Below are 18,584 nucleotides of genomic sequence, written 5' to 3' on the forward strand. Positions count from 1 at the left end.
ATCATGCTCAAAGGCAAAACTGCTCTCGTCACCGGCTCCACCAGCGGCATCGGCCTGGGGATCGCGCTGGCACTGGCCAAACAGGGCGCGAACGTGGTTCTCAACGGCTTCGGCGATGTGGACGGGCCGCGCGCGCAGGTCGAGGCGCTGGGCGTGAAAGTCGGCTACCACGGCGCCGACATGAGCAAGCCGGCCCAGATCGAGGACATGGCCAAGTACGCCGCCGCGCAGTTCGGGCAGGTGGACATCCTGGTGAACAACGCCGGCATCCAGCACGTGGCGCCGATCCACGACTTCCCGCCGGAGAAGTGGGACGCGATCATCGCGATCAACCTCACCAGCGCCTTCCACACGACCCGCCTGGCACTGCCGGCGATGCGCAAGTCAAACTGGGGCCGCATCATCAACGTGGCCTCCGTGCACGGCCTGGTCGGGTCGGCCGAGAAGTCGGCCTATGTCGCCGCCAAGCACGGCATCGTGGGCCTGACCAAGGTCACCGCGCTGGAGAACGCCACCACCGGCATCACCTGCAACGCCATCTGCCCGGGTTGGGTGCTGACGCCGCTGGTGCAAAAGCAGGTCGACGCGCGCGCCTCGGAACGCGGCGTCTCGGCCGAGGAAGCCAAGAAGCAGCTGCTGGGCGAGAAGGAGCCGTCCATGCAATTCACCACGCCGGAGGAACTCGGCGACCTGGCGGTGTTCTTCTGCTCGCCGGCCGGCGCCAACGTGCGCGGCGTGGCTTGGAACATGGACGGCGGCTGGGTGGCCCAGTAGGCTCGGTCGCCCAGGGAGCGGCTACTGCAGCTGCACCGAACCGGAAACCGTCACCGTGACCGTGGCCTTGCCGGCTTCCACCGGCAGGGGCATGTCCGCACTGGCGGCCCGCGCCATCGTCATCGGACGCGGAATCGGCACCGCCCCGTCGTTGGCGTTCACTAAAACCTCGCGCAGGCTGTAGCCGGCAAAGCCGAAGCCCTTCGCGAGCTCCGACGCCTTGACCTTGAACCGGTCGATGGCGAGCGCCTGCGCCTCGCTCTCGACCTTGGCACGCTGCTCGCGGCTCAGGCCGAAGTGCACGTGCGACACCGTCATGGTCTGGATGCGGGCGGCCGACTGCGTGATGCGGGAGAAGTCGCGGCCCTCGAGCACCAGTTCCGCCGTGCCCTGCCAGCCGTTGACGCGCCCCTGCTCGTAGCGCGGCGCGAGGCCGAAATGGCCGGTGCGCACGTCCAGTTGCCCGGGCTGCGCCGACTTGCGCGCCTCGGCCAGCGCGGCGTCCAGGGCGGCCTTCAGCTGCGACTGGACGGCACTCGCATCCGCGCCCTCGCGGCGCGTGGCCAGGCTCAGGCTCAGGAGATCCTGCTGCGTTTCCAGCGTGGCGGCGGCCGACAGCTGCAGCACGTTCTGCGGCGGCGGCAGCACCTGCGCGCTCGCCAGGCCAGGGCTGGAAGCCGCCGCTGCGAGTGCCAGCCCCAGGACGCGGGTCGAAATTTTGTCGTTCATCGTCTTGCACCACGGTTCAGTTGGCAGCCATTGTCCGGCAGATGGCAAAGGGCGGGTTTCGCCGCATGATGCAAGCAATCCGTCACGGTTCCTGCTCATCCGGTCACCCTTTGCGCCGGTCCGCAACATCTGTAACACTGTGTCAGACCTCCCGAAAAAACGCGCACGCCCAGCTAACTGCCCCTCAAAATCGGCTCTGTTACAAATCCACCGCTTGGAGCAACATGACACAAGCCGCAGCCCGTACCGACAAGATTCTGGTCGTCGACGACGACGCACGGATCCGCGATCTGCTGCGCCGCTACCTGACGCAGGAAGGCTTTGAAGTCATCCTTGCCGAAGACGGCAAGGCGCTGAACCGCCTGATGCTGCGTGAGACCGCCGACCTGATCGTGCTCGACCTGATGATGCCGGGCGAAGACGGCCTGTCGATCTGCCGGCGCCTGCGGGCCGCCAACGACCGCACGCCGATCATCATGCTCACCGCCAAGGGCGAGGACGTGGACCGCATCGTCGGCCTGGAAGTCGGCGCCGACGACTACCTGGGCAAGCCTTTCAACCCGCGCGAGCTGCTGGCGCGCGTCCACGCCGTCCTGCGCCGCCGCCCGGCCCAGGAGGCGCCCGGGGCGCCTTCCAGCGACAACGAAGTCGTCAATTTCGGCCCCTTCGCCTTCGACTTGGGTGCGCGCACGCTGCGCAAGAACGGCGAGGAGCTGCCGCTGACCACTGGCGAATTCGCCATGCTCAAGGCGCTGGTGCGCCATCCCCGCCAACCGCTGTCGCGCGAGAAGCTGGCGCAGCTCGCGCGCGGCCGGGAATTCGAGCCCTTCGACCGCAGCCTCGACGTGCAGGTCTCGCGCCTGCGCAAGCTGGTCGAGCTCGATCCCGCGGCTCCCCGTTACATCCAGACGGTGTGGGGCGTCGGCTACGTTTTCGTGCCGGACGGCGCGGGCTGACCGCCGGGGCTGCCCAGCCCGGCCGACATCAACAATAATCCGGGGGCAGTTCACTGACGAGAGAGAAGGGGACAACTTGATTCGCGGCGTCACGACCAGCATCGACGTCACCGGGCCCACGCCCCTGGAAACCGCGCCGGCGCCTATTGAAACCAGGCCCCGGCTCGGCCTTTCCCTTTTCTGGCGCACCTTCTTCCTGCTGTCGCTGCTGCTGATTGGCAGCATCGTGGCCTGGCTGCAGACCTTCCGGGCGCTCGAGTTCGAGCCCCGGGCGGTGCAGACGGCGCAGCAGATCGCGTCGCTGGTGAACCTGAGCCGCGCCGCCCTGGCGCACTCGGATTCCATTGCACGTGTATCACTGATCAAGACCCTGGCCGATCAGGAGCGCGTGCGCATCGTGCCGCGAGAACCCACAGACCGTTACGCAACTTTCGCTGTCGGTGAACTCGATGAGAACATCGTCGACGAGCTGTTGACCCGCCTGGGCCCGGGCACCGTGCTGGCTTCGGGGGTCAATGGCGAAAGCGGCCTGTGGATCGGCTTCCGGATCCAGCAGGACCAGTACTGGATGCTGCTCGACCGCTCACGCCTGACCGCCGTGGGGGGGCGCACCTGGCTCATCTGGCTGATCACCGCGGCCGGGCTGTCGCTGGCCGGGGCGGCCGTGATCGCCCGCCTGATCAATCGACCCCTGAAGCAACTGTCGTTCGCGGCCAGCCGCGTGCGCGACGGCGATTTCGACGCCAGCCGCCTCGACGAGAAGGCGGTCACCAGCGAGATCCGCGAGGTCAACATCGGCTTCAACCGCATGGCGCAGCAGCTCGCCAAGATCGAGCAGGACCGCGCCGTGATGCTGGCCGGCATCTCCCACGACCTTCGCACCCCGCTGGCGCGCCTGCGCCTGGAAACCGAGATGAGCGTGGCCGACGCGGACGCGCGCGAGCACATGGCCGCCGACATCGACCAACTCGACGCCATCATCGACAAGTTCCTCGACTACGCGCGGCCGGACCATGCCGAGCTCAAGCCCGTGCTGCTCAACGACGTGATCGAGGCTTGCCTGTATGCGGTGCAGGACCACGGCGACATCCGCATCAACCTCGACGTGGCCAAGGGCCTGTTCGTGCTGGCCGACGAGGTCGAACTGGCACGGGTGATCTCCAACCTGGTCGAGAACGCGCGCCGCTACGGCAAGACGCCCGAAACCGGCATCGCGGTGGTCGACATCGCCGCCAAGTCGCGCAACGAATGGGTGCTGCTCAAGGTACGCGACCACGGCATGGGGGTCGCCCCCGAGGCGCTGCCCAACCTGATCAAGCCCTTTTTCCGCGGCGACGCCGCACGGACCGCGGCCACCGGCGCCGGCCTGGGCCTGGCGATCGTCGACAAGACCGTGCAGCGCATGGGCGGCATCTTCGCGCTGTCGAACACCACCTCGGGCGGCCTGGCCGCGCACATCAAACTGCAAAAGGCCAAGTTCGTGCCGCAGGCCGAGCAGCCGGCCCGCATCGAATCGGCCCTGCAGGCCTGAGTCATTCACTGGAAAATTCGCTGGCGCGAATTCTCCAGTGGTCTGATCAGAGTGAAGGGGCCCGGCGAAGCCGGTTCCCCTTCACAAGTAAGACCGGCTGCGCGTTGCTTCGCCCGGTCCCTTGCCGCTGCGCGGGTTGAACTCAGAGAAGCGGATCATGCACTCAGAAGCACGATGGCGCGCGCCTCGATCGACAGGCCTTGTCCGACCGGGCCCAGCTTTTCGGCGGTCTTGGCCTTGACATTGACCTGTGCCGGCGCGAGCTCCAGGGCGCGCGCGATACGCTCCTGCATCGCCGTGATGTGCGGCGCGAGCTTGGGCGCCTGCGCCACCACGGTGCTGTCGATGTTGGCGATCTGCCAGCCCTGGCCTCGCACGCGTCCGGCCGCCTCCTTGAGCAGCAGCAGCGAATCGGCGCCGCGCCAGCGCTCGTCGGTGTCCGGGAAGTGGCGGCCGATGTCGCCCAGGCCCGCCGCGCCGAACAGCGCATCGGTGATCGCGTGCAGCAGCACGTCGGCGTCCGAGTGCCCGAGCAGCCCGCGTTCGAACGGAATTTCCACACCGCCGATGACCAGCCGGCGCCCCGGTACCAGGGCATGCGTGTCCCAGCCTTCGCCGATGCGGAATTTCGTCATCTGTGTCGTCCTTTCAGCACCGCCTCGGCGAGCAGGAAGTCGTCCGGGTAGGTCACCTTGAAGTTCTGCGCGCCGCCGGGCACCAGCAGCGGCTTGTGGCCCAGCGACTCGATGGCCGCCGCTTCGTCCGTGACCTCCGGTCCGGCCTTCTCGAGCGCCTGCATCAGCATGCCGATGCGGAACATCTGGGGCGTCTGCGCGAGCCACGCATGCTCGCGCGGCAGCGTCTCGGCCACCCGGCCGCCCTCCTCGCGCTTGAGCGTGTCGGGCACCTTGTAGGCGAGCAGGCCGCCCACCTCGTCCTGCCCTACGGCATCGATAAGCTTGTCGATCAGCTGGGGGCTGATCAGGCAGCGGGCGGCGTCGTGGACCAGGACCCAGTCCCTTTCCGTCGCGCCGGTGCGCCTCAGTTCATACAGGCCATTCGAAACGCTCTTGGCCCGGGTGGGGCCGCCGCACTGGACCACCAGCGCGGAGGTCGGGTGGCGTTCGAAGAAGCCGTCGCCCGGCGCCACGACGACCAGCGCGCGGGCGATGCGTTTGACTGCCGCGAAGGCGGCCAGTGTGTGCCAGACCAGCGGGTGGCCGGCGATGCGTTCGTACTGCTTGGGGCCGTGGGTGCCGGCTCGGCTGCCGGTCCCGGCGCAAGGGACGAGCGCGTAGAAACGTACGATGTTGCTTTCACTCGTGGGCATATGAGCCCATTCTAAAATCGACCCGTCACACCCCACCCTCTTCAGGCGCGGGGTGTTTGCATTTATTTCTAAGAATGGAACTCCCCAAGCTCAATGCGGGCAAGCGCTTCACGCTGCCGCGACCCAGCGGCTCTGCGGACGCGCTGGTGCTGGCCAAGCTGGCCCGGCGTGAAAAAGGCGCCGGCCGGCTGACCGCCATCGTGGCCAGCGACGCCAACGACGCCCAGCGGCTGCTGGCCGAGGTGGCCTTTTTCGCACCCGAGCTGCGGTGCGCGCTCTTCCCCGACTGGGAAACCCTGCCCTACGACGGCTTCTCGCCGCACCAGGACCTGATCAGCGAGCGCCTGGCCACGCTGTGGAGCATCTCGCAGGGCGAGTCCGACGTCGTGCTGGTGCCGGCCACCACGGCCCTGTACCGGCTGGCGCCGCCGGCTTTCCTCGCCGGCTACACCTTCCAGTTCGCGGTCAAGCAGAAGCTCGATGAAGCCCGGCTCAAGGCGCAGCTCACGCTGGCCGGCTACAACCACGTGACGCAGGTGGTCAGCCCCGGCGAGTACGCGGTGCGCGGCGGGCTGATCGACCTGTTCCCCATGGGCTCGAGCGTGCCCTACCGGGTGGACCTGTTCGACGACGAGATCGACTCGATCCGCACCTTCGACCCGGACAGCCAGCGCAGCCTGTTCCCGGTGCCCAGCGTGCGCCTGCTGCCCGGACGCGAGTTCCCGATGGACGAGGAGGCGCGCGCGCGCTTCCGGCGCCGCTGGCGCGAACTGCTGGAGGGCGACCCGACCAAGAGCCGCATCTACAAGGACATCGGCAACGGGGTTGCGACCGCGGGCATCGAGTACTACCTGCCGCTGTTCTTCGACGAGACCGCCACCGTCTTCGACTACCTGGGCACTGCCGCTACCCTGGTGCTGCACGGGGACCTGGAACCGGCCTTCCAGCGCTTCTGGCAGGACACGCGCGAGCGCCACCGGCTGGTCCAGGGCGATCCGGAGCGGCCCGCCTTGCCGCCGGAGGCGCTGTTCCTGTCGGCCGAACAGTTCTACGCGCGCGCCAACGAGCACGCCCAGCTCGCCGTGCGCGCCGTCGGCGACGGCGACGCCTACGTCGAATTCGCGCCGCTGCCGCCGATGGCGGTGGTGCGCGGGGCCGAAGAGCCGCTGGCCAAATTCAAGGAGCACCTGCGCAACACCCAGCACCGCGCGCTGGTGCTGGCCGAGAGCGACGGACGGCGTGAAAGCCTGCTCGATTTCCTGCGCGCCAGCCAGCTGTCGCCGCCGGTGTTCGACTCGCTCGAAGAATTCCGGGGCAGCGACGAGAAGCTCGGGATCGCCACCTCCGCGCTGGCCACCGGCTTTTCCTGGGTCGACGAGAGCATCGACTTCATCACCGAAACCGAGCTCTTCGCCGCGGCGCCGAGCGCGCGCCGGCGCAAGAAGCAGGAACAGGTCAGCGACGTCGAGGCCCTGATCAAGGACCTGTCGGAGCTGAACCTGGGCGACCCGGTGGTGCACGCGCAGCACGGGATCGGCCGCTACAAAGGCCTGGTCAACATGGACCTGGGCCAGGGCAACACCGAGTTCCTGCACCTGGAGTACGCCGAGAAGGCCGCGCTCTACGTGCCCGTCAGCCAGCTGCACCTGATCAGCCGCTACACCGGCGTGTCGGCCGAGGAAGCGCCGCTGCACAAGCTGGGTTCCGGGCAGTGGGAGAAAGCCAGGCGCAAGGCCGCCGAGCAGGTGCGCGATACCGCCGCCGAACTGCTCAACATCTACGCGCGGCGCGCCGCCCGCGAGGGTCACGCCTTCCGCTTCGAGCCCCAGGACTACGAGGCCTTCGCCAACGACTTCGGCTTCGAGGAAACCGCCGACCAGAACGCCGCCATCCACGCCGTGATCCAGGACATGGTGTCGCCGCAGCCCATGGACCGCCTGGTGTGCGGCGACGTCGGCTTCGGCAAGACCGAGGTCGCGCTGCGCGCGGCCTTCGTCGCCGTCACCGGCGGCAAGCAGGTGGCGTTCCTGGCGCCCACGACGCTGCTGGCGGAGCAGCACTACCAGACGCTGGTGGACCGCTTCTCCAAGTGGCCGGTGAAGATCGCCGAGGTGTCGCGCTTCCGCTCCACCAAGGAGGTGAACGCCACCATCAAGGGCCTGGAAGACGGCAGCGTCGACATCGTGGTGGGCACGCACAAGCTGCTGTCGGAGGCGGCCAAGTTCAAGAACCTCGGGTTGCTCATCATCGACGAGGAACACCGCTTCGGTGTGCGCCACAAGGAAGCGATGAAAGCGCTGCGCGCCGAAGTCGACGTGCTCACCCTTACCGCCACGCCGATCCCGCGCACGCTGGGGATGGCGCTGGAAGGCCTGCGCGACCTGTCGGTGATCGCCACCGCGCCGCAGCGCCGGCTTGCGATCAAGACCTTCGTGCGCAACGAGGGCAACGGCGTGATCCGCGAGGCGGTGCTGCGCGAGCTCAAGCGCGGCGGCCAGGTCTACTTCCTGCACAACGAGGTCGAGACCATCCAGAACCGGCGCGAGCGGCTCGAGCAGCTGCTGCCGGAGGCGCGCATCGCGGTGGCGCACGGCCAGATGCCCGAGCGCGAGCTGGAACGCGTGATGCGCGACTTCATCGCGCAGCGCCACAACCTGCTCCTGTGCTCGACCATCATCGAGACCGGCATTGACGTGCCCACCGCCAACACCATCGTGATCAGCCGCGCCGACAAGTTCGGCCTGGCGCAGCTGCACCAGCTGCGCGGCCGCGTCGGCCGCAGCCACCACCAGGCCTACGCCTACCTGATGGTGCCGGACACCGAGGGCCTCACCAAGCAGGCCTCGCAGCGCCTGGACGCGATCCAGCAGATGGAGGAGCTGGGCTCCGGCTTCTACCTGGCCATGCACGACCTGGAGATCCGCGGGGCCGGCGAGATGCTGGGCGAGAACCAGAGCGGCAACATGCTCGAAGTCGGCTTCCAGCTTTACAACGAGATGCTGGCCGAGGCCGTGAAGTCGCTCAAGGCCGGCAAGGAGCCCGACCTGCTGGCGCCGCTGTCGGCCGCCACCGAGATCAACCTGCACGCGCCCGCCCTGCTGCCCGACGCCTACTGCGGCGACGTCCACCTGCGGCTGTCCTTCTACAAGCGGCTGGCGACCGCGAAGAGCAGCGACCAGATCGACGCGCTGCTCGAGGAGATCGTGGACCGTTTCGGCAAGCCGCCGGCGCAGGCGCAGACGCTGATCGACGTGCACCGACTGCGCGTATTGGCGCGCCCGCATGGCGTGGTCAAGGTCGATGCCGCGCCGGGCGTGATCCACATCACCTTCCGCCGCGACGCGCCGGTCGACCCGATGCGCATCATCGAGCTGGTACAGAAAAACCGGCACATCAAGCTGGCCGGCAACGAGAAGCTGCGCATCGAGCGCGCCCTGCCCGAGGCGAAGGACCGGGCCCAGATGGTGCGCGACGTGCTGCGCTCGCTGGGGCAGCCGAAGGTCACCGAACCGGCTTAGGGCCTGTTAACGCTATGGGAGGGCTCGCGTGACCCAGAAAACGGGTGCCATCAAGGCGCAAAGCACAGCCGGGGTGGGGCCCCGGCGAGCATTTGCAACGCGGAGGGCGCCCGTTTCCTGGGTCACCCTTCGGGCCGGTGGCTGGCAGGCCGCAGGGCGTCGTTGCGGCCTCGTTGTGTGCATAGGCACACGGCCTCGGCCGCGCCTAGCCCTGCGGCCTGCCAGCCACCGGCGCGAGCCCTCCCATAGCGTTAACAGGCCCTAGCTCCCATGGTCCTTGCACAGGCCGGCCTCGTCGCGCTGTCGCTCGCCATCGCGCTGTGGCTGCGGCCCTGGCGGCTGAAGAATGTGCAGGCGCTGGCCACGCCCCTGCTCGGCACGCTGGTGGTCCTGCCCTGGCTGTGGGCCCTGCCGGCGCTGAAAGTGACGCCCCTGCCACTGCAGTGGTCCGGCGCCTGCCTGGTCCTGCTGATGCTCGGCTGGCCGCTCGCGGTGCCGGTGCTGTGCGTCACCGGCGCCCTGGCGGGCCTGATCGCCGGAATCGGCTGGCAGCAGCAACTGGACCTGGTCACCTGGCTGGGCATCGTGCCGGCGACACTGGCGCTCGCCCTGGGCGCGGCCATCCGCCGCGTGCTCGGCACGCACCCCTTCGTCTACATCCTGGGGCGGGGATTCCTGGGCTCGGTGCTGTGCCTGTTCCTGGCCGGCGCCCTGCGGCAATGGGCGGGCGCGGAGCTTCCCAGCCTGGCCACCGGCCTGTCGCTGGTCGGGCGCTGGCTCATGGCCTGGGGCGATGGCTTCGTCACCGGCATGCTGTGCGCGATCTTCGTCGCCTTCCGGCCGTGGTGGCTGGCCACCTGGTCGGACGAGCTGTACCTGCGCCGCGGATGAGAAATGGAAGTTCGCGGATGCGAAAATCCATCTCATGACCGTTTCGCAAGAATTCACCCCCGGGCTCGTGCTCCGGGGCCTCACCCCGCCGCTGCGCCTCGCCGACTTCAAGCTGGCCGTGTTCGACATGGACTCGACGCTGATCAACATCGAGTGCGTCGACGAGATCGCCGCGGAGGCCGGCCTCAAGGAGGAGGTGGCGGCGATCACCGAGGCCGCCATGCGCGGCGAGATCACCGACTACAAGGAGAGCCTGCGCCAGCGCGTCAAGCTGCTGCGCGGCGTGACCGTGGCCGACCTGGAGCGCGTGTACGTGGAGCGCTTGCGGCTCAATCCCGGCGTCGAGCGGCTGGTCGCCGCGTGCAAGGCCGCCGGCATGAAGACCCTGCTGGTCTCTGGCGGCTTCACCTTCTTCACCGACCGGGTGCGCGACCATCTGGGCATCGACTACACCCGCTCCAACGTGCTGGAGCTGGAGTCCGGGCCCAATTGCGGGCAGCTCACCGGCCGCATGGTGGACCAGGACTGGGGCGACATCTGCGACGGCGACGAGAAACGCAAGATGCTGCTGGAGACCTGCGCGAAGCTGGGCATCTCGCCGAAGCAGGCGATAGCGGTCGGCGACGGCGCCAACGACCTGCCGATGATGGGCGAAGCGGGGCTGTCGGTGGCCTACCATGCCAAGCCCCGCGTGCGCGAACAGGCGATGGTGCAGATCAACGAAGGCGGGCTGGACCGCCTGCTGGAGCTGTTCGCCTAGGACTGCTCAGGACGGCAGGCTGACGCGGAAGGTCGTGCCCGCGCCCAGTGTGCTGGCGACCTCGATGCTGCCGCCGTGCTTGTCCACCGCGTTGCGCACGATGGCCAGGCCCAGCCCCGTGCCCTGGATGGCCCCGACGTTGCTCGCGCGGTGGAAGGACTCGAACAGGTGGCCGATCTCGTCGGGCGGGATGCCGATGCCCTCGTCCCGCACCTCGAACAGGGTGGATGAACCGTCCCTGCGCACGGCGAAGCGAACCTGCCCGCCACCCGGCGAATACTTCAGCGCATTGGACAGCAGGTTGCCGAAGATGTGGCGCAGCAGCTTCTCGTCGTAGTCGCCCTCGCCCACTTGGGCGTCCATGTCGAGCGCCACCTCCCGCCGGTCCCCCGGGTGCTGCGCATGCGCCTCGTCCACCAGTTGGCGGCACAGCGGCGCCAGCAGGATGCGGCGCGGCTGGAAGTCGAGCATGCCCGCGTCCGCCTGGCCCAGCAGCAGCACGCGGTCGATCATGCGCGACATGCGCTGCACACCCGACGCGATGCTGTCCAGCACCTCGGCCCGCTCGGGCGGCGCCAGGCGCTCGCTGTAGTGCCGCAGCAGCTGTTCGGCCGTGAGGATCTGCGACAGCGGCGTGCGGAACTCGTGGCTGGTCATGGCCACGAAGCGCGTGCGCAGTTCGTTCAGCGCCTTCTGCTGCTCCAGCGCCTCCCGGGTCTCGAACTCGGACTTCTTGCGGTGGGTGATGTCCAGGAAGGTCCAGATGACGCCCGAGTCGGGGTCGTTCGGACGCACGCAGCTGCCGGCCATCTCGACCCACAACAGATCGCCGTTGCGGCGCCTGAGCTGGTGCTCGCAGACGTAGGAGCCGGTCTCGATCAGCGCCGCACGCGCCACGACGCCGAATTGCTCCCACGCCTTGACGTCGGCGTGCATGTGCACCGAGGGCTGGCCGATCAGGACCTGGCGCGGGTAGCCGAGCATCTGCGCGAACTTCTCGTTGACCCATTCGTGCCGCCGCTGCACCGACAGCACGATCCCCACCAAGGCGTTGTTGAGGATCGCTTCGCGCTCCGAGCTGGTGTTGTGCAGCTGCTCCTGCAGCCTCTTGCGCTCGGTGATGTTCATGACCACCCAGACCGTGCCCTGCGAGAGGTCGTCGAGGTTCACCGCCTTGCCCGAAATCGATATCCAGATCAGGGCGCCGTCGAAGCGGCGCATCTGCTGCTCGTCCTCGTAGACCTTGCCGCGGGCCACGGCCTGCACGACTTCGTCACCGATCGCCAGGTAGTGCTCGCGCGACAGGTAGAACGGCTCCAGCGAGTCGCCGGTCCGGACGTCGGCGCCGAGGATGTCCCGCAGGGCCTTGTTGGCCCAGCGCAGGCGCCCGGCCGGCGTGAGGAATGCGATGCCGACGATCGAGTTCTGCAGGATCACCTCGCGCTCCTCGAGCACGCGCCGCAGCCGGGTCTGTGACTCCTCCAGCGCCTCCACCATCGCATGTTCAGCGGCGATGCGCGCCTGCGCCTGCTCCTTGAAGCGGCGCGCCACGTTGATGCGGTCGCCCAGCGCGAACGACAGCAGCACCATCTCGAGCGCCGAACCGATCAGCACCGCATTGGAGGTGATGCGGTTGGAAGGCAGGAGGCCGCTGTTGTGCAGCGCCAGCGTGAACACCCCGACGAGCAGCACCGCCCAGGCAGTGAAGAAGTAGCGCGCCCCGGCAAACTCGCGGCGGATGCTGATGACGCCGACGATCACCATCGTCGCCACGCTCGCCACAGCCAGCCCGATCACCATGTACGACGACAGCCGGTAATTCAGGAAGACCGCGGCGATGACGGACAGGCCCCAACCCGCCAGCAGCGCGATCAGCAAGCGATCGATGCCCGGCATGCGCTGCGGACTGGAGAGGAAACTGCGCGCGAACTGCAGGCCGAAGATCGCCGCGGTGGCCAGGCCCACCGCCGGCGACACGCTGTTCCACCATGCCCACTCGGGCCACAGGTATTGCCCGCCCAGTCCGGTGAGTGCGGCCTGCCCGATGGCCATCCATCCCGCGAACGCCACGTAGATCAGGTAGGCGCGGTCACGCACCGAGACGAACAGCAGCAGGTTGTACAGGAGCAGCCCGATCAGCAGCCCGAAGTACAGGCTCAGCACGGCGTAGCTGGCCATGTCGTGCTCCCACAGCGCCTTGGGTTGCCAAAGCGTTGTGGGCGCGGCCACGGTGCCTTCGGACTGGATGCGCAGGTACAGCACGTTGGCCTGTCCGGGCCAGAGCCGCACCGGCAGCACATGGTTGCGGTGCGGCACCTCCTTGTGCGCGAACGGGTAGCTGTCGCCGCCCCACTGCATGCGGAATCCGGAGGCACTGTCCGGGGCATAGAGCTCGAACCGATCCAGCGGTGGGTACGCGATCTCCAGCAACCAATCGGACGGGGCCGAGGCCGGGGCATCCAGGACCACGCGCAGCCAGTAGGCAGAGCCGCTCATCCCGAAGTTGGCGCCCGGGCCGAACTGGGAGACGGGGCGGAACCGCGCCTGGGCCTGCGGCTCCACGATGTCCTCCAGCGTCAGCCGCCCCTGCGCGTCCTCCAGGACCGTGAAGGTATCGGTCAGCACATAGCGGGGTTCGTTGCCGATGGCGACCCGACCCGGAGTGCGCTGCGCGGCCCCCGCGGATGCCGCGGCCATCAGCACCAGCGTCAAGAGCAGCCAGAGGGCGCGCCTCACACCCGCTCCAGCTGGGGCCGCCCGGCCTCGGCGGTGAAGGCCGCGAGCGTCGCTATGCGGGAATCGCGCCGGGTCACGTCGTCCACCACCCGCAAGGTCGTGACCAGGCGCGAGGGCGTGAACTCCAGCACGCCGTAGCCCCTCCGGTCGGCGTCGGCGAAGACGAAATGAGGGTTCTCGGCCAGCAAGGGCACGAGCTGGTCCTTGCGGGTGGACGAGCGCGAGGTGATGCTGGTGCCGCAGAACTCCAGCCCGATGGCCGCGCTGCCAGGATCGGCGTAGTCCGCCTTGACGTGCCCGACCCAGTTCTCGTGCATGTCACCGCCGAGCATCACCGGGGTGCCCACGCGGTGACGCTGCAGCGCGTCGGTGAGGCGCCGGCGCGCCGCGCCGTAGCCGTCCCAGCCGTCGTTCCAGAACCATGGGCCCGGCCCGGGCTTGGCGCCACGCTGGCCGAACAGGGTCTGCTGGCCGAACACCGTCCAGGTCGCCGCGCCCCGCGCGAGCGACTCCTCCAGCCATTTCTCCTGCGCGCCGCCCAGCAAGCTGCGCGCCGGGTCGTTCCACGCCGGGCATGCAGCCGGATCCACCAGGCCCGATCCGGATTTGCCGCCACTGGTGCAGGCCTGCGGGTCGCGGTACTGGCGGTCGTCCAGCAGCAGCAGGTTCGCCAGGCGGCCGAAGCGCTGCTGCGAGTAGATGCGCATCTCGGCGCCCGTACGCAGGCCGGCGAGCGCGCGCGTGAGCGCCGAGGCGCGCACCGGCATGTGCTCGTAGAACGCCTGGTAGGCGGCGGCGCGCCGGGCTGCGAAGTCCCCCGCCTGCGGGCCGCCGCTGCCGGCGGTCCCCGCCGCGTAGTCGTTTTGCACTTCATGGTCGTCCCAGGTGACCAGCCAGGGGCAAGCGGCGTGCATGGCCTGCAGCTCGGGCTCGCTGCGATACAGGGCGTAGCGCGCGCGATAGTCCGCCAGCGACAGCGCCCAGCCGCCGGTGTGCAGGCGCACGGGGCGGCTGGATGCGGGGTATTCGTAGATGTAGTCGCCGAGGAACAGCACCGCATCCAGGTTCTCGTCGGCCATGTGGCGCCAGGCGCTGAAGTAGCCGTGCTCCCAGCGCTGGCACGAAGCATAGGCCAGGCGCAGCCGGGCCACCGCGGCATCGGGCGCCGGCAGCGTGCGCGTGCGCCCGATCGCACTCACCGCATCGTCGGCGATGAAGCGGTAGAAGTACCAGCGGTCGGGCTCCAGGCCCTGCACTTCGGCGTGCACCGAGTGCGCCAGTTCCGGTGCCGCCTGCTGCGCGCCGCGCCGGACCACGCGCGCGAAGCGCTCGTCGGTGGCGACCTCCCATTGCACGGTCAGCGCGCGTGCCGGCAGGTCGCCCATGAGGCGGGTCCACAGCACCACGCCATCGGGCGTGGGGGATCCGCTCGCCACGCCCAGGCTGAACGGGTAGCGGCCAAACCGGCCCTGCGCACTGGCCACGCGGCCCAGCCAACCCGAAGCCGCCGCGGCGACGGCCAACTTCAGCAGCCCGCGCCGGTCAGTGACTTCGTGGATGAGCATGCCCAGCCACTATACCCGGGCGGTCTCCGCCTCCACCCGCAGCCAGCGGACGAAGTCCTGCGCGTCCGGGTTGCGCGCCCCGGACCCGCTCAGCACCACGTAGTAGCCGCGCTGGGAAGCCGCACCCCCGAAGGGCGCCGCCAAGCGCTTGTCCCGCAGAATCTCCGCCAGCAGGGGCAGCCGTCCGATCACCACGCCCTGCCCGGCCACGGCGGCTGCGACCGCATCGGCGTACTGGGTGAAGCGCAGCGTGTTCTTGGGCCGCAGCTCAGCCAGCCCCATCAGGCTGAACCAGGGCTCCCAATCCACGGTGAGCGCCATGCCCTGCGGCATGTCCACGGCCAGCAGGGTGTGGTGCTGCAGGTCGGCCGGCTTCTTCAGCGGCGGCGACCGCTGCGCCAGCAGCCGGGGCGAGCACATGGGCAGCACGGTTTCCTCGAACAGGGGCGCCCCGTCGCCGTCGCGGATGGGACAGAAGCGCACCGCCAGGTCCACCTGGGCGCGCCGCAGGTCCAGCACCTCGAGCGTGGCCGAAATGCGCACGTCCACCAGCGGATGCTGCGCCGTGAAGCGGGCCAGGCGCGGGATCAGCCACAGGGATGCGAAGCCCGGCGTGCAGGTGATGGCCACCTGCCGCATGGCCGCCCTCGCGCGCACCCGGCTGGTGGCGTCGCGCAGGCGCTCCAGGCTGTCCACCACCGCGCGCTGCATGACCAGCCCGGCTTCGGTCAGCAGCAGCGCTCGGTGCCTGCGCTCGAACAGGGGTACGCCCACGCTGGCTTCCAGTTGCTGGATCTGCCGGCTCACCGCCGACTGGGTCAGGAACAGTTCCTGCCCGGCCAGCGTGAAGCTCAGGTGGCGCGCCGCTGCCTCGAAGCTGCGCAGCAGGTCCAGCGCCGGCAGGTCCGAGCGCAGCATGGGGGCCAGGGGCTCCGGGGTTTTCGCATTCCTGTTTTGCATGCGTGTGATTCCGAATGACCGTTTGAATCACTGAGGACGCCTCAGTATATTGAATTCCAGCAAGGAATCCAAAGGAGTCCCCTCATGCACACCGACACCCTCCCCGCCCGGATCGACTTGGCCCACCGCGCGGTCGTCGCTGTCGACGATCCTTCGGAAGTGAACTTCACCTGCCGCGAAGGCACGGTGTGGCTGACGCTGGACGGCGACCCGCGCGACTTCGTGCTCGAAGCCGGCGACAGCTTCCGCACCAGCGAGCACCGCCGCGCCCTGATCTACGGGCTGTCGCCCGCGCGCCTGGACCTGGACGCGGGCGCCCGCGCACAGCCGGTTCGCAGGCCATCGCAGGGCTTCCGTCCGGTGCCGGCAATCAGCGGGGCCCACTGACGCCGCATGGCCGGCCGGCGTCGCCGGCCGCGCTATCCGCGCGCCTTGTCGAAGGCCTCGCGCTCGAACACGTTGTCGCGGTACAGGTCGCCGCCGAGCATCCAGGCGATGGCGCTGGCCAGCAGGTAGGCCGGGACGAACAGCGGACCCCAGCGCTCGTACTGGCGCACATGCACCTGCTCGTGGTTGCGCACGCGGTCCAGCATCAGATGATCCAGCCCCAGCACGACGTGGCCGATGGTGATCGCGCCGAAGGGGATGCGGCTGCGGCCGATCCAGCGCCCCAGCGCGCCGCCGCCGAACTCCAGCGTGCCACGGCGCACCCGGGCGCTGCCGCCGAACGCGATGACCAGCAGCCCAAAGACAAGGCCCGCGCACGTGTACGGCGCGGGCCAGGCGTATGACAGCGTTCGCAGCAGCCGGCTCATGTTCCATTTGCAGCGCCGGAAGCCGGCGCCTGTGGATGGTACGCTGGCCGGCGGCCGCGCGTCAGGCTGCGAGGGCGTGCTGCAGGAAGCCCCGCTGCCCCGGCTTGCGGTTCGGTGCGAAGCCGTTCTTCGCCAGCGTTTCCTCGGCGCTGGAGTAGAACTCGCCGATGCGGTAGATGCGGCGCGCTTCCTTGCCGTCTGCCACCTCGCGGCCGAACTCGCGCGAGATGCGCACGAGCTGCTCGATCTGCTTGACGGTGCCCATCTTGGCCTTGCGGTCCTGCGTCCAGATGTTGTCCTCGATGCCGCAGCGCACATGCAGGCCCATGGCGATGGCCATCATGTTCATCGGCAGCGTGTTGAGCATGGAGCTTTCCAGGGTCAGCACGGAACCGTCCGGGCAGGCACGAACGAAGTTGGACAGGTTGTAGACGTTCGGCGCCTCGAACCCGCCGCCGATCGCCACCCAGGTCAGGATCAGGGGGACGTTGCAGGCGCCGCGGCGCATCATGCGCTCGACCGTTTCCAGCTGGGCCACAGTGGCCAGCTGGAAGTGGGTCTGGATGCCGCGGGCGCTCAGGCGCTTGATGTGCTCCTCGACCCAGGCGGGGCCGGCGGGGATGGTCATTTCGCGATAGGCGTAGTAGCCCGGCGTGCCGACCGCCAGCGAGGTGCCCGCGACGTCGGCAGCGACCATCTGCTCCACCACGTTCATCTGGTTGGAGTTGATGGCGATGGTGACCTGGTCCGGCCGGGGCTCGATCATGGAGAGTCCGTGGCGCACGTCGTCGGACAGCCACGCGGCGGTGTCGCCTTCCTTGACCGGGGCGAAGGAGATGGAGCCGCCGATCTGCAGGATCATGCCCGGGCAGGCTTCGCGGATGGCTGCCACCAGTTCATTGGTGCGCTCCAGGCTCTTGGAGCCCTTGCCGTCCTCTTCGCGGCCATGCACGTGGCAGACCGTGGCGCCGGCGTTGTAACAGTCCACGACTTTCTGGACCTGGTCCTTCAGCTTGACCGGGATGTCTTCCGGGAAGTCGGCAGGTTGCCACTCCGGCCCGAACGGGGCGCAGGTGATGACGAGCTTCTCCATGTGCTCGGGGAAGTTGGAGCCGTCAATGAAGTTCATGTGCGTTTCCTGGTGCTGGTCTCGGGGTTCAGAAGGGGGTGTCGCCGACGATTCCGGCGCGTTCCATCTTGCGGTGGCAAGGCGGGTAGTCCATCACCGCGTAGTGCTGGGTGGATCGGTTGTCCCACATCGCCATGCTGTTGGGCTTCCAGCGCCAGCGCACCTGGTACTCGGGGATCTGGGCCTGCGAGATCAGGTAGTGCAGCAGCTGCGAGGCGCCCGGCGCGTAGTCCTGGCCGTAGCGCACGTTCTCGGCGTTGTGGAAGTTCGTGAAGTGCGTGGTGAACGGGTTGACGAAGAGGACCTTCTCGCCGGTTTCCGGATGCGTGCGCACCACCGGGTGCTCGGGGTCCGGGAATTGCGCCTTCAGGGCCAGGCGCTTTTCCATCGGCATGGCGGCGCCGAAGGTCGCCTCGATGCTGTGGCGGGCGCGCAGCGGCGCGATCTGCTTCTTGATGTGCTCGGGCAGCTTCTCATAGGCCAGCACCATGTTGGCCCACATGGTGTCGGCGCCCACGGCCGGGCCTTCGACGCAGCGCAGCACGCAGCCCATGGGCGGCTTGGCGCGCCAGGTCGCGTCGGCATGCCAGGCATTCTCGTAACGGTCGTTGGGCGTGTCCGGCGACTTGTAGATGCGCACCAGGCCCGGGTTCTCCGGATCGCTGCCGGCCACCGGGTGGTCTTCCAGTTCGCCGAAGCGCCGCGCGAAGGCGACGTGCTCGGCGCGGGTGATGTCCTGGTCGCGGAAGAACAGCACCTTGTGCTTGAGCAGCAACTGGTGGATCTCGTTGGCCAGGTCCTTGTCGCGGGAAGCGACGCCCAGGTTCACGTTGACCAGCTCGGCGCCGATGGCGCAGGTGAGCTGCTCGACGGTGATCGAGTGCAGTCGT

Annotated in this window: 16 protein-coding genes; 7 read left to right on the plus strand and 9 right to left on the minus strand. The window is 68.7% G+C overall.

From position 1 onward, the window contains the following. Positions 1-3 precede the first annotated feature (3 nt). Positions 4-774 (plus strand): 3-hydroxybutyrate dehydrogenase, encoded by a 771-nt coding sequence (locus tag UC35_RS00880; protein WP_061495178.1) that lies wholly within the window; start codon positions 4-6, stop codon positions 772-774. Between the two features lie 21 nt (positions 775-795). Here UC35_RS00880 and UC35_RS00885 read toward each other — a convergent pair whose 3' ends face one another. Further along, positions 796-1,503, minus strand: a complete 708-nt coding sequence (locus UC35_RS00885; RefSeq protein WP_061495179.1) for an SIMPL domain-containing protein — start codon at positions 1,501-1,503, stop codon at positions 796-798. 224 nt (positions 1,504-1,727) lie between these two features. On the opposite strand from UC35_RS00885, the gene ompR reads away from it, so the two are divergent. After that, complete coding sequence (gene ompR / locus UC35_RS00890; RefSeq protein ID WP_061495182.1) at positions 1,728-2,459, plus strand: two-component system response regulator OmpR; 732 nt, start codon at positions 1,728-1,730, stop codon at positions 2,457-2,459. A 76-nt stretch (positions 2,460-2,535) separates the two neighbouring features. Then, positions 2,536-3,990, plus strand: a complete 1,455-nt coding sequence (locus UC35_RS00895) for a sensor histidine kinase (protein WP_061495184.1) — start codon at positions 2,536-2,538, stop codon at positions 3,988-3,990. Positions 3,991-4,145: 155 nt separating this feature from the next. Here the strand turns inward: UC35_RS00895 and ispF are convergent, their stop codons facing one another. Then, positions 4,146-4,625, minus strand: coding sequence for a 2-C-methyl-D-erythritol 2,4-cyclodiphosphate synthase (gene ispF, locus UC35_RS00900; protein ID WP_061495186.1), 480 nt, complete (start codon positions 4,623-4,625; stop codon positions 4,146-4,148). After that, the gene (ispD, locus tag UC35_RS00905) at positions 4,622-5,320 is read right to left on the minus strand and encodes a 2-C-methyl-D-erythritol 4-phosphate cytidylyltransferase (RefSeq protein ID WP_061495188.1); all 699 of its coding nucleotides are present in this window, start codon (positions 5,318-5,320) and stop codon (positions 4,622-4,624) included. Before ispD ends, ispF begins: the two co-directional genes overlap by 4 nt. A 74-nt stretch (positions 5,321-5,394) precedes the next feature. Between ispD and mfd the strand changes: the two genes are divergently transcribed. From mfd to serB, 3 genes are all read left to right on the plus strand, one after another. Then, positions 5,395-8,838: a transcription-repair coupling factor gene (gene mfd, locus UC35_RS00910; RefSeq protein WP_061495190.1), complete on the plus strand. Its 3,444-nt coding sequence runs from the start codon at positions 5,395-5,397 to the stop codon at positions 8,836-8,838. Between the two features lie 270 nt (positions 8,839-9,108). Then, positions 9,109-9,729 (plus strand): hypothetical protein, encoded by a 621-nt coding sequence (locus UC35_RS00915; protein WP_061495193.1) that lies wholly within the window; start codon positions 9,109-9,111, stop codon positions 9,727-9,729. Between the two features lie 34 nt (positions 9,730-9,763). Then, positions 9,764-10,489 carry a phosphoserine phosphatase SerB gene (serB, locus tag UC35_RS00920; RefSeq protein WP_061495195.1) on the plus strand — a complete coding sequence of 242 codons (726 nt, stop codon included), beginning with the start codon at positions 9,764-9,766 and terminating at the stop codon, positions 10,487-10,489. A gap of 6 nt (positions 10,490-10,495) precedes the next feature. On the opposite strand, the gene UC35_RS00925 is transcribed toward serB, so the two are convergent. From UC35_RS00925 to UC35_RS00935, 3 genes are read right to left on the minus strand one after another with little or no spacing between them, the layout of a single operon-like run. After that, the gene (locus tag UC35_RS00925) at positions 10,496-13,225 is read right to left on the minus strand and encodes a 7TM diverse intracellular signaling domain-containing protein (RefSeq protein WP_061495197.1); all 2,730 of its coding nucleotides are present in this window, start codon (positions 13,223-13,225) and stop codon (positions 10,496-10,498) included. Continuing rightward, positions 13,222-14,790 (minus strand): alkaline phosphatase D family protein, encoded by a 1,569-nt coding sequence (locus UC35_RS00930; protein WP_061495199.1) that lies wholly within the window; start codon positions 14,788-14,790, stop codon positions 13,222-13,224. The genes UC35_RS00925 and UC35_RS00930 overlap by 4 nt, the downstream gene beginning before the upstream one ends. A gap of 9 nt (positions 14,791-14,799) precedes the next feature. Beyond that, positions 14,800-15,750, minus strand: coding sequence for a LysR substrate-binding domain-containing protein (locus UC35_RS00935; protein ID WP_061495201.1), 951 nt, complete (start codon positions 15,748-15,750; stop codon positions 14,800-14,802). 84 nt (positions 15,751-15,834) lie between these two features. On the opposite strand from UC35_RS00935, the gene UC35_RS00940 reads away from it, so the two are divergent. Then, a complete protein-coding gene (locus UC35_RS00940) occupies positions 15,835-16,137 on the plus strand; it encodes a DUF2917 domain-containing protein (protein WP_061495203.1) in 303 nt (100 codons plus the stop codon). A 32-nt stretch (positions 16,138-16,169) separates the two neighbouring features. Here UC35_RS00940 and UC35_RS00945 read toward each other — a convergent pair whose 3' ends face one another. The 3 genes from UC35_RS00945 to UC35_RS00955 all read right to left on the minus strand — a co-directional run bounded on the left by UC35_RS00945 (position 16,170) and on the right by UC35_RS00955 (position 18,571). Then, the gene (locus UC35_RS00945) at positions 16,170-16,565 is read right to left on the minus strand and encodes a hypothetical protein (protein ID WP_061495206.1); all 396 of its coding nucleotides are present in this window, start codon (positions 16,563-16,565) and stop codon (positions 16,170-16,172) included. Positions 16,566-16,626: 61 nt separating this feature from the next. Further along, the gene (locus UC35_RS00950) at positions 16,627-17,694 is read right to left on the minus strand and encodes a 3-keto-5-aminohexanoate cleavage protein (protein WP_061495208.1); all 1,068 of its coding nucleotides are present in this window, start codon (positions 17,692-17,694) and stop codon (positions 16,627-16,629) included. A 28-nt stretch (positions 17,695-17,722) separates the two neighbouring features. Further along, positions 17,723-18,571: a TauD/TfdA dioxygenase family protein gene (locus UC35_RS00955; RefSeq protein WP_061503615.1), complete on the minus strand. Its 849-nt coding sequence runs from the start codon at positions 18,569-18,571 to the stop codon at positions 17,723-17,725. Positions 18,572-18,584 lie beyond the last annotated feature (13 nt).

This window comes from Ramlibacter tataouinensis (assembly GCF_001580455.1).
Lineage (GTDB): Bacteria > Pseudomonadota > Gammaproteobacteria > Burkholderiales > Burkholderiaceae_C > Ramlibacter > Ramlibacter tataouinensis_B.